We start from the raw sequence: 11,031 nt of genomic DNA on the forward strand, positions 1-11,031 counted from the left end.
GACAATTGCCAGTCTGATTTTTAAAAACTACCTTAGACATTGTTGTATTTTGTTCAACTCTAAAATAATAATTTTAGAGAAGATCAACAATAAAAAAAGGGTGTCTCGACTTTTCGGACACCCCCTCTTAGATTATGCTTTTTCTTCTTCAGAACTGTTTTCTGATTCCTGCTCCTGCAATACCTCAGGCACATATTTTTTGATGATGGCATACCAGCTGACCAATTTTTTGATATCAGAAGGATAAACTTTTTCTTCATCATAATCTGGCAGGACATGCTTCAGGAAGGCCCTGAGCTCGTCTGCATCGGCATCTGCTTCGAGTCCAAGATCTCCATTGAATTCCTTATCAATGTTTTTCATGATTTCTTCCAAAGGTGAAGCACCTTCTTCAGTCATGGTATACATGGAGATTTCACCCAAGATGGACACACGGTGATTCGCACCTACTACCAATTTGGCTTTTTTCTCATCCAAAGATTCCAAGATTACCCCGCCTCTTGTCGGTTTTAACACTTTATACAATCCTGGTTTTCCTGAAATTGTTGCTATGTCGTTGAATTTCATTTTCTGATTTTGTTATTGCGCCTGCAAATATAGAACATCCATTAAAAAGCCCAAGGTTTACTTCAGGCTATCATAATATTCCTGAACCTCTGCTTCTATAAAATTGATCAATTCTTCCTTACCATCAGTAGTTTGTGCAGATGTAATGAAGTATTGGGGATCTTCGCCAAATATTTCCCTTGCGGCTTCTAAAAACTTCGCCACATTGGCAAATGTTTTTGATTTGCCCTGTTTGTCTGATTTTGTGAAAACCAAAATAAAAGGGATTTCATGCTGACCGCACCAAGTGATGAATTCCAGGTCGATTTTCTGAGGATCAAGACGGCTATCGATGAGCACACAGAGCGCCACCAAATTGTCCCTGTTGGTCAGGTAGTCGCTGATCATCTTCTCCCAAGTGTTTTTGATACTCTTACTTACTTTGGCAAAGCCATAACCCGGCAGATCGACCATGAACCAATTGTCATCGATCATGAAATGGTTGATCAACTGTGTTTTACCTGGTTTGCCTGATGTTTTGGCCAGGTTCTTATTTCCAGTCAGCATATTGACCAAGGAGCTTTTCCCCACATTGGACCTTCCGATAAAGGCAAATTCGGGCTTGGTCGGGGCAGGACATTTTTTATAATCCGTGTTGCTGATTAAAAAACTGGCTTTCTTGATCATGTTCTCTTTTTTTTTGCAAAGGTAATTCTTTTAGGCTAAATCTGCCTTTTGTCTTTGGATATGTGCCTCAATAAAATTTTATGATTCAGGCATTAATGCCCAACATTTTTCATATGCTCGGGTTTACTTAGTAATATTGCACAAAATTAACGTCCATGTCAGTAGTACCATACAAAGAAAAACAGGAAGGTAAGAAGGAGCAGGTTGCGGAAATGTTCAACAACATCAGTAAGAAATATGATTTTTTGAACCACCTGTTGAGTTTAGGAATTGATATCACCTGGAGAAAAAAGGCAGTCAAATTATTAAAAAAAGATCAGCCTAAGCTTATCCTGGATATTGCTACTGGTACGGGAGATTTTGCCATTGAAGCATTGGCGCTTAATCCGGACAAGATCATTGGTGTGGATATTTCCGAAGGGATGCTGGAGGAAGGCCGCAAAAAAATGAAAAAACGCAAATTGGACCATATAATCGATTTGCAATTGGGCGATTCTGAGAAGTTGCTTTTTGAAGATAATAAGTTCGATGCTGTCATCGTTTCTTTTGGTGTAAGAAACTTCGAAAATCTGGAAAAAGGTTTGGCGGATATGTACAGGGTATTGAAACCGGGAGGGAAAACTGTCATTGTGGAGTTTTCCAAACCTAAAAAATTCCCTATGAAACAAGGATATAATTTTTATTTCAAATATATTTTACCTCAAATCGGTAAAATAGTATCCAAAGACAATTCTGCATACACCTATTTACCGGAATCTGTACAGGCATTTCCTGATGGGGAAAACTTTCTTGCGATTTTGGAAAAAGTAGGTTTTAAAAAGACACAATGCAATCCTTTAACATTTGGTATCAGCTCCATATACATTGGCGAAAAATAAGTCTCGTCTTTTTGTGCTTTATATTATGTCAGACTTCCGTTTTTTCACAAGCGAGGTTTAACGAAATCAGCAAGGCAGGCCAGGATGACAAATTGTTGTCCTATGGATTTTTCCTGGCAGCGCATACCAATTATTTTAGGCTGAAGTATTCAGATGCTTTTATGGATAATACCGGCAATGCTGCCAATGTGGAAAGTATTGTGCCAGTGTATACACCAGGTTTTTCCTTGGGATTTTTGGGAATTCTCAGGCTTCATGATCAGCTGAACCTGATGTTTACGCCCAAAATCGGTTTTTATGAATTTAAAACTGATGTGAACTACTTCAATACACCGACCTCCAATTCGGGAGAAATTAACTCCGCAGTACGAACAGAGACTTATATTTCTGAGGCTACCATGGTGGAATTCCCACTCTTGTTCAAATATAAGGCCCAGAGATTCAATAACAGCAGGATGTTTTTTACCGCTGGGGGCAGCATGATGTTCAGGACCAAAGAACAGGAAGAAGCAGATATCGAAGCATTGGTCACTACAGGAAGGGACTTTACCTTGGATGTAGGGATTGGCTTTGATATGTATTTCAAATATTTCAAGTTTTCACCGGAAGTCCGTTTTTCTCACGGGATGATGAACCTGTATAGGCCTGAGACAAGCAATGCTGGTTTCAGGGACCTGATCTCTGACATCAGAAGAAAGTCTATTACCTTGTATCTTCACTTCCAGTAATCATAAAAAAGCCAATCCTTTAGGACTGGCTTTTCTAATTTTTGCAGGGTAGCTCCTTAAGGTTTTACCCATGATCATGATTATTTGTAAATCAGGTCGAATCTGTCAAGATTCATCACTTTGACCCATGCTGCTGCAAAGTCCTTTACAAACTTTTCATTGTTATCTTCCTGAGCATATACTTCAGCCAAAGCTCTCAGTTCAGACTGTGAACCAAAGATCAGATCTGCACGGGTAGCGGTATATTTCACTGCACCGGTTTTTCTGTCTCTTCCTTCGAATTTCTCCTTGGTGTCGTCAGCAGCTTTCCATTCAGTGCTCATGTCCAATAAGTTCTTGAAGAAATCATTGGTCAACATGTCTTTTTTGTCTGTGAATACTCCATGCTTAGAACCATCGTAGTTGGTGTTCAACACTCTCATACCACCTACCAATACGGTCATTTCAGGAGCAGTCAAGGTCAGCAACTGTGCTTTGTCCACCAACAATTCTTCTGTAGAAACCGTGTATCTTGTTTTCAGGTAGTTACGGAAGCCGTCTGCCATTGGCTCAAGCAAGGCGAAAGATTCCACATCTGTTTGTTCCTGAAGGGCATCCATACGGCCTGGAGTGAAAGGTACAGTGATGTTCACCCCGGCATTGTTAGCCGCTTTTTCAACTGCGGCAGTACCGCCTAAGACAATCAGGTCAGCCATGGATACTTTTTTGGTGTTGGATTTGGCATTGAAATCCTTTTGGATTTTTTCGTAAACCGCCAATACCTTGTTCAATTGTGCAGGATTGTTCACCTCCCAGTTTCTTTGAGGAGCCAACATGATTCTGGCACCATTGGCACCACCTCTTCTGTCAGAACCTCTGTAAGTAGAGGCAGAAGCCCAAGCTGTAGATACCATTTCAGAAAGAGAAAGACCGGAATTCAAAATTTGCGTTGTCAAAGCTGCAATATCCTGCGCATTCACCAAGGCATGGTTCACTGCAGGAATAGGATCCTGCCAGATCAGATCTTCTGTTGGTGCCTCAGGACCGATATAAGTAGATCTTGGTCCCATATCCCTGTGCGTCAACTTGAACCAAGCTTTCGCAAAGGCCTTGTTGAATTCTTCAGGGTTTTCGTAGAATCTCCTGGAGATTTTTTCATAAACAGGATCCATTCTCATAGAAAGGTCTGTTGTCAACATGGTAGGCTTATGCTTCACGTTTGGATCAAAAGCATCAGGATACAATACCTTTGGATCTTTGGCTACCCACTGATGGGCACCTGCAGGGCTCTTGGTCAGTTCCCACTCGTTTTCAAACAAGCTTTTGAAATAGCCTTGGCTCCACTCATTTGGGGTCAAGGTCCAAATTACTTCAAGTCCAGAAGTGATGGCATCAGCGCCTTTTCCGGATTTGTAGGAGCTTTTCCAACCGAAACCTTGCTCTTCAATCGGTGCAGCTTCAGGCTCTGGGCCTACATGGCTGGCAGGACCGGCACCGTGGGTTTTACCCAATGTGTGGCCACCAGCGATCAAAGCGACAGTTTCTTCGTCATTCATACCCATTCTTCCGAATGTTTCTCTGATATCTTTAGCTGCCAAAAGTGGATCAGGGTTACCGTTAGGTCCTTCCGGATTCACATAGATCAAGCCCATCTGCACAGCAGCAAGCGGGTTTTCCAAGTCTCTGTCACCGGAATAACGCTTGGCATCACTCAGCCATTCTCCTTCAGAACCCCAGTACACGTCAATTTCTGGCTCCCATACATCTTCTCTGCCTCCGGCAAAACCGTAAGTTTCGAATCCAGCAGCTTCCAAAGCTACGTTACCTGCCAAGATCATCAAGTCAGCCCAAGAGATTTTGTTGCCATACTTCTGCTTGATCGGCCATAGCAACCTTCTCGCTTTGTCCAGGTTGGCATTGTCAGGCCAGCTGTTCAATGGTGCAAAACGCTGCTGTCCTGCACGGGAACCTCCACGGCCATCACCTGTACGGTAAGTACCGGCACTGTGCCATGCCATACGGATCATCAGACCACCGTAATAACCGTGGTCAGCAGGCCACCAGTCCTGGGAATCGGACATCAAAGTCTTTAGGTCTTCTTTCAGGGCATTGTAGTCCAGGCTGTTGAATTCCTTGATGTAGTCGAAATCAGCAGCCATTGGGTTGGACAGGTTGGAGTTTTGTCTCAGGATGCCGAGGTTTAGCTGATTAGGCCACCATTCCGTGTTGCTGGAAGTCTTGGCTGCGCTTGGGCTTTTCATTGTCGCACCGGAGTAGCCATCTACCGGTTTGCCCTCGTAGTTTTTCTCCTGTGCAGTGGCCATTAAGGTACTTGCGGTCAAAAGCCAGGATAAGAGGATTATTTTTTTCATATAGTAAAAGATTATGTTAATTGATTGAAGCGTACATTTTAGAAAACAAAATTACGGCTTAAGGTTTGATAAATAAAATTGATGATGTCAATATCCTCATTGAAAAAATCAATGACTATTACAAAGTATTCTACAAGATGGCTGTAAGAATCAGTAAGTCATGTGTTTGTTAATTTTGGTAAAAATCATGTTGTCACACATTCCTGATGAAAATCATCTAAGAATGGGCAATAAGTATGGAAAAATAGGGTGTGATGCCATCCAAATTAGACAGGGCTGTTTGCAGGTTTTTCCAATTTTTCACCTTATTCTGTCAATACCCAAAATTCATTTTCATCCAATACAAATGCAAGGATACCTTTTTTCTTATTGTAGAAAATACTCCTGTTATCTCCCGATGTGCCTATGTAAACATCCTCAAATTTTCTTCCGAAAAGTGTAGTATCGCCAAGGGCAACACTTTGGTTCCAAAATTGATTTTTATGAAAATCAGAAACCCTATTTTGTCTTTCTGATGTGATGATTTCTATTCTGCCATTGAAATTACCTTTCAAAGAACTGTCCACCAGCAAAAAATCGTAAACAGCGATGTCATCTAAATCAGCTGCATCTTCAAACTGGGTTACCAAGTCAATATAAAAGATTTGAATTCCCGAAGAATCAAAAAAAGCAATCTGTTCTCTTTGTGTATCATAATAGAGATGTTGTTTATCGAAAAAACCTTCATCACAAGGTGTTCTCACAATCATTTTGGATTGGAGTAATTCTCTTCCTTTCATGGATGTCAGCCTATGTTGGACTCCATGATTATCTTCAAAAACCAAAATTTCTGTACCTGAGTAGGGGATGGATTGTCTTGAGGCTTCCGCTAATTGAATTTCCCCTAAAAGCACGTCTTTGTCACATTTCCCGCATGAATAGAGGAGCAGCATGGATAAAAAAATGGTCGCTTTGAGTTTCATGGGTTTGGATTTTATGTGGTGGAGGACCTAACTTTACTCCTAATATTATGTTTTTTTGATGTCATCAAATCTACACTTTTCAATTTAACTAAAAAAGCCATGCTGTTTCCAACATGGCCTCTTCCTTTATCCATTCTTTTTAATCAGCTGCCCTGAGGAACCAGCTTGATTAGCAGTCCGGTAGCTTCGGTAACTGCATAAATGTAGCCATCAGGACTTTGGGAAACCTGACGAACTCTGCCGATATCTTTCAGTAAAGTCTCTTCGCCTACTGCGGTAGTGCCATCCATTTCCACTCTTGCCACTTGCTGTCCAGCCAAGCCTGCTACCAAAATATTGCCCTTCCAAGCAGGATACCTGTCAGAAGTCACCAAGGTCATGCCGCAGGTAGCGATAGAAGGTACCCAGTAGGTTACCGGCTGCTCCATGCCTTCTTTTTCTGTCAGTTCGGTCAGGATCGTGCCATCATAGTTGATGCCGTAAGAGATTACCGGCCAACCGTAGTTTTTGCCTTTCTCGATCAGGTTGAGCTCATCTCCTCCCTTAGGACCATGTTCCACGGCCCATAGCCTGTTGTTTGCCTTGTCATAGATCATGCCCTGAGGGTTTCTGTTGCCATAAGTCCAAATAGAAGGATTGGCACCTGGCGTATTTACAAACGGATTGTCCTCAGGAATGCTGCCATCATCTTTGATTCTGTGGATTTTGCCATGGTCATTATCAAGTTCCTGGGCATTATCAGGTCTGGAACCTTTGTCTCCATTGGAGAAATACAGGTAACCGTCATTGTCAAATACGATTCTTGAACCGAAGTGTCTGCCGCCTTTCCACTCAGGACCACATACGAAGATTTCTTCTACACTGTGCATATTGTTGCCATCCAGTTTGGCTCTGGAAATGACCAGCACATCACCTTCTCCTTCAGGTCTGGCATAAGAAAGGTAAATCCAGCCATTGCTGGCGTAATTGGGATGGATTGTGATATCCAATAGGCCGGCCTGATTGATTTCATGTACTTCAGGTACGCCTGTGAGTTTTTCACCGGTGAATTTGTCATCCTTGAAGACAAGAATCTCACCTTTTCTTTCGGTCACTAGCATGCGGCCATCCGGTAGCCAGGTCATGCCCCAAGGACTTTCAAAATCAGTAAAAAGGGTGTCGATTTTAAAGGTCATTTTATCAGAAACCGTAGCAAAAGGACTTGGCTCTGAATATGTTTCATTGACTTCTTTTTCTGCACAGGAAGCCAAACCAAGGGCAATACTTCCTGTCAAAATAAAAGATAGTTTTTTCAGATTTTTCATATGGTTTGAATTGGTTTTCCTGCAAATTTAATCATTTCAACGAGTAATTGTTTTGGGCTTTTGACAAAAGGTCTTTTTTTGAAGTAAAAAGCCTTTTAAAACCCCATAGTGCTGTATATCTTTAGAAAATTCAAAAAATAAGAAGATGAACCAGATTTGGATAATGACTTCGGCCTTTGACCAGTTGGACCTGGATCAGACCATCGAAAAAGCACAAGAAGCAGGGGTACAGGGATTGGATGTTTGTGTGTTTAGAAAAGATGGAACAAGGGATGATTTTGTGGCTACCCATATGGATTATGAGCATTTTACACCTGATACTGCCAAAGCGATATTAGATAAATTCAACGCAGCCCATTTGCGCCTGTCTATTGGGGCTTTTGAAAATCTAATTGGTGGAGATCCTGTTCATAGGGTGAAAAACCAAAACCATCTACTTAAATTGATCAGAATGGCCCATCTCCTGGGAGGGGATGAAAATGATGTGAAGGTGGGGACATTTGTGGGCTATAACCATGAGTTGGGCAACCAGGAAAACGGATTTGAGAAAAATCTAGAGGAGTACCAGAGGATATTTACACCCATTATCAAATATGCGGAAGACCTCGGTGTCTCTGTGCTCTATGAAAATTGCCCCATGGAGGGTTGGCGCTCTTCTGGTTATGGCACTACCTTTAATAACCTGACGGGGGTGTTGGCGGCAAGGAAGATCATGTACGAACTGATTCCGAGCCCCAACCATGGAGAAATCTATGATCCTTCCCATGATATCTGGCAGAATACCGATCCTGTTTCGGTGATCGAGCACACAGATATGAGCAGGTTGAAAAGGATACATGTGAAGTCTACGCGCAATTTACCGGATCCTTTTTGGGGCAATATGTACCCGATGCAGCGGGTGAAGCCAGAATGGGCAGCTAAGGCGGGTATTCCTTACAGCACCAATGAATGGGACAGGCATCATTATGAAGCGACATTGCCGGGTTTTGGGTTGGGAGACAGCATGGATTGGAGGAAATTTGTGGAAGTTTTGCATCAAAAGGGATTCACCGGGCCTTTTGAAATTGAAAATGAGGCCAAACTATCCAAGCAAACTGGTAAAATGGGGGCAATCATGCAGGGTATCAAGGCGGCAGTGCAGAACCTTGCGCCGATGTTGTATCCGCTTACAGAGGAAGGTTTTGTTTATCCCGAAGCGGAAGTTCAGCCACTCAAGGACCTCAACCGAAAGGATATCCCGGTGGTGACGATGGAGGAGTTGGGGGGAAGTGGGAAGTGAAAAGTTAGGAAAAAGATCCAAGGCAATATTAAAATGAGCCAAGGGAAATGGAGAATGAAGAGTGAGAAATTGGACTTCCCTTTAAGGCCTGAAGGGCCGTTCCGTATCAGCCTGGGGTGAAACCCCGGGTTAAAGATCGGGTATCCACCATGCGAGGTCTGAAGGACCGATCGGTAATTGAATAAAAACAAAAATAAAATAAACGTAACGTGCGCAATAAAAACCGTATTAAAGGAAGTATGAAACAACTGGTAACTGTTTCCATATTATAGCATGATGACCATTGCCCTTATTTTCTAAAGGCCTTAACCAAATAAACAACAATTGTCCCAAAGAGGGCAATCAAAAAGATAGGCATGAAGGCCTTTCCCAAACCAACCTGAATCCCCATTGCATTTTGTATAGTGCCATAGGAAGTATACAGGAAAGTATACACAATGATCACATTCAAAGTCCTGATCATCCGGGTGGCTATTCGGTACTGCCTTTCTGCATTTTCAGTCGTGATTTCAGTAGGATAGTTGAAAATGTGCGGGACTTTATTGATAAAAAACAGCCCCGTATAGGTGATTAATCCTATTATAGGCATCATCCAAAGCATACCTTTTCCTCCATATGCCGTGACTTGTCCAGTTGCATCATAATGCTTTGGGATACGGTCCGGGAGTTCCGGGTAATAGTAGATAGGAATTACCAATAGGAGGACCATTGCCAAAAAGCCCAGGCCCTCCAAAATCTTATCCCAAGCGGTCCATTCCAGTTTGATGATAGGTCTTGCTGCCATTTTTCTCTTACATTTCCCAACCCGATCTTACAGGTTCCTTGATAAATTGGTCTGCCTCAGGGAGACCTTTGGCTTTCATGTTGTCATAATCCCACTCTATCAATTTGCCTCCCAATCTCAAAGAAAGCACTCCCAATAATGTAATTTCTGTTAATCTTGACCCGTATTCAAAATTGGAGGAAGCCTGGTCATTGTTTCGGATGGCATCGATCCACTCCTGAAAATGGCCTGGTGATCTTTTTATTGTTGGTTTTGGTGGTTTTACACTGTTTCTGAAGGACTCGGGGAAAACCTGAGGTTTACGGTTGCCCCCATCATTGATGATGACTCCTTTTGATCCTACAAACATGGAGGCTCTTGAAGGATACACAAAGCCCTGAGGCAGGTCAGGGTGGAGGTCTGGTTTCAGGCCACCGGAATACCAGGTGATTTTCATGGGCTTTTGTTGTCCTTTTGCAGAAAAGTTGAAATAGCCTATTTCTCCATAAGGTGCAATTTTACTGTCAGAATAACCTGCAGGTAACACCTGAACCGTATCCGGGCTTTTGAGGTCAAAAGCCCAAGTGACGGAATCCATATCATGGCAGCCAAAATCGCCCAATGCCCCACAGCCATAATCCCAAAAATCTCTCCAGGTGACAGGAACATAGTCCTTGTGGAAAGGTACCATTTCCCTTGGACCGATCCACTGATCCCAGTCAAAGCCAATTGGCATGGTACTCTGTCCTTGGGGCAAACCCTTCAGGCCAGGTAGCCAACGCCCTGCCGGAACCCAGGCATGGTATTCCTTTACTTCTCCTATTACGCCGGCCCTGAGGTATTCTACCGTTTCTCTGATGCCGTCAGCAGCATGCCCGGAGTTGCCCATCTGGGTAATCAAGCCGGTTTCTTTGGAGACTTTGGCCACCTCACGGGCTTCCCAGATATTGTGTGTCAGGGGTTTTTCACAATACACATGCTTGCCCATTTTCAGGGCCATCAAGGCTATGTAGGCATGTGTATGATCCGGGGTGGAAATTACAATACCGTCCAGATCAGCAGCATTTTCCATCATTTTTCGGAAGTCGTCGTATTGGGCGACCCGTTTAGTATCTCCTTTGGCGGCATTATGGGTGTCAATCATGGCCGATGTCGGCCCTCTTCCAGCTTCCGAGCGGTAATAAAAATCTGCCAGGTTCCAGTAATAAGCAGGATCTGCCACTGCGGTGATATTGACATTTTCCACCCTTAAAAAGGCTTCTGCATTTTGCTTTCCTTTTCCTCCCGCACCGATAATACCTAAGTTGACCTTGTCACTGGGGGCTGTATATCCGGGACCGCCGATGACATGTCTAGGTACTATCATCATCCCTGCGCCGCTAAGGGCAGCAGCTTTGACAAAATCTCTTCTGGAAAGGGGTGATTTTTTGTTCTTCATGGTCAATAGGGTTTAAGGTTGGTGATTGGATAAGTTATTGATTTTGCATTTATCTAAAATCATTATTTTGATAAAAGCGACCTCAATCAATATCC

10 protein-coding genes are annotated in these 11,031 nt (G+C 42.9%); 3 read left to right on the forward strand and 7 right to left on the reverse strand.

Annotation, left to right across the window (positions count from 1 at the left end; translation table 11 throughout):
- Window positions 1-132 precede the first annotated feature (132 nt).
- Together ACFFIP_RS11920 and yihA are read right to left on the reverse strand one after the other, a co-directional pair.
- Window positions 133-567, reverse strand: a complete 435-nt coding sequence (locus ACFFIP_RS11920) for a DUF5606 family protein (protein WP_382387878.1) — start codon at window positions 565-567, stop codon at window positions 133-135.
- Between the two features lie 57 nt (window positions 568-624).
- A complete protein-coding gene (gene yihA / locus ACFFIP_RS11925) occupies window positions 625-1,233 on the reverse strand; it encodes a ribosome biogenesis GTP-binding protein YihA/YsxC (protein ID WP_382387879.1) in 609 nt (202 codons plus the stop codon).
- A gap of 155 nt (window positions 1,234-1,388) precedes the next feature.
- Here yihA and ubiE point away from each other — a divergent pair, with 155 nt between their 5' ends.
- Window positions 1,389-2,111, forward strand: a complete 723-nt coding sequence (gene ubiE / locus ACFFIP_RS11930) for a bifunctional demethylmenaquinone methyltransferase/2-methoxy-6-polyprenyl-1,4-benzoquinol methylase UbiE (protein WP_382387880.1) — start codon at window positions 1,389-1,391, stop codon at window positions 2,109-2,111.
- A gap of 11 nt (window positions 2,112-2,122) precedes the next feature.
- Window positions 2,123-2,839: a type IX secretion/gliding motility protein PorT/SprT gene (porT, locus tag ACFFIP_RS11935; RefSeq protein WP_382387881.1), complete on the forward strand. Its 717-nt coding sequence runs from the start codon at window positions 2,123-2,125 to the stop codon at window positions 2,837-2,839.
- An 80-nt stretch (window positions 2,840-2,919) separates the two neighbouring features.
- Here the strand turns inward: porT and katG are convergent, their stop codons facing one another.
- From katG to ACFFIP_RS11950, 3 genes are all read right to left on the reverse strand, one after another.
- On the reverse strand, window positions 2,920-5,190 hold the full coding sequence (gene katG, locus ACFFIP_RS11940) for a catalase/peroxidase HPI (protein WP_382387882.1): 2,271 nt from the start codon (window positions 5,188-5,190) through the stop codon (window positions 2,920-2,922).
- Between the two features lie 305 nt (window positions 5,191-5,495).
- Window positions 5,496-6,152, reverse strand: a complete 657-nt coding sequence (locus ACFFIP_RS11945; protein ID WP_382387883.1) for a hypothetical protein — start codon at window positions 6,150-6,152, stop codon at window positions 5,496-5,498.
- Between the two features lie 143 nt (window positions 6,153-6,295).
- Complete coding sequence (locus tag ACFFIP_RS11950; RefSeq protein WP_382387884.1) at window positions 6,296-7,456, reverse strand: PQQ-dependent sugar dehydrogenase; 1,161 nt, start codon at window positions 7,454-7,456, stop codon at window positions 6,296-6,298.
- A 145-nt stretch (window positions 7,457-7,601) separates the two neighbouring features.
- Here ACFFIP_RS11950 and ACFFIP_RS11955 point away from each other — a divergent pair, with 145 nt between their 5' ends.
- The gene (locus ACFFIP_RS11955; protein ID WP_382387885.1) at window positions 7,602-8,735 is read left to right on the forward strand and encodes a sugar phosphate isomerase/epimerase family protein; all 1,134 of its coding nucleotides are present in this window, start codon (window positions 7,602-7,604) and stop codon (window positions 8,733-8,735) included.
- A 289-nt stretch (window positions 8,736-9,024) separates the two neighbouring features.
- Here ACFFIP_RS11955 and ACFFIP_RS11960 read toward each other — a convergent pair whose 3' ends face one another.
- Both ACFFIP_RS11960 and ACFFIP_RS11965 read right to left on the reverse strand, forming a co-directional pair.
- Complete coding sequence (locus tag ACFFIP_RS11960; RefSeq protein WP_382387886.1) at window positions 9,025-9,519, reverse strand: DUF1648 domain-containing protein; 495 nt, start codon at window positions 9,517-9,519, stop codon at window positions 9,025-9,027.
- 7 nt (window positions 9,520-9,526) lie between these two features.
- Window positions 9,527-10,936, reverse strand: a complete 1,410-nt coding sequence (locus ACFFIP_RS11965) for a Gfo/Idh/MocA family protein (RefSeq protein WP_382387887.1) — start codon at window positions 10,934-10,936, stop codon at window positions 9,527-9,529.
- Window positions 10,937-11,031: the final 95 nt, after the last annotated feature.

It is taken from the genome of Fontibacter flavus, from assembly GCF_042432905.1.
Lineage (GTDB): Bacteria > Bacteroidota > Bacteroidia > Cytophagales > Cyclobacteriaceae > Fontibacter > Fontibacter flavus.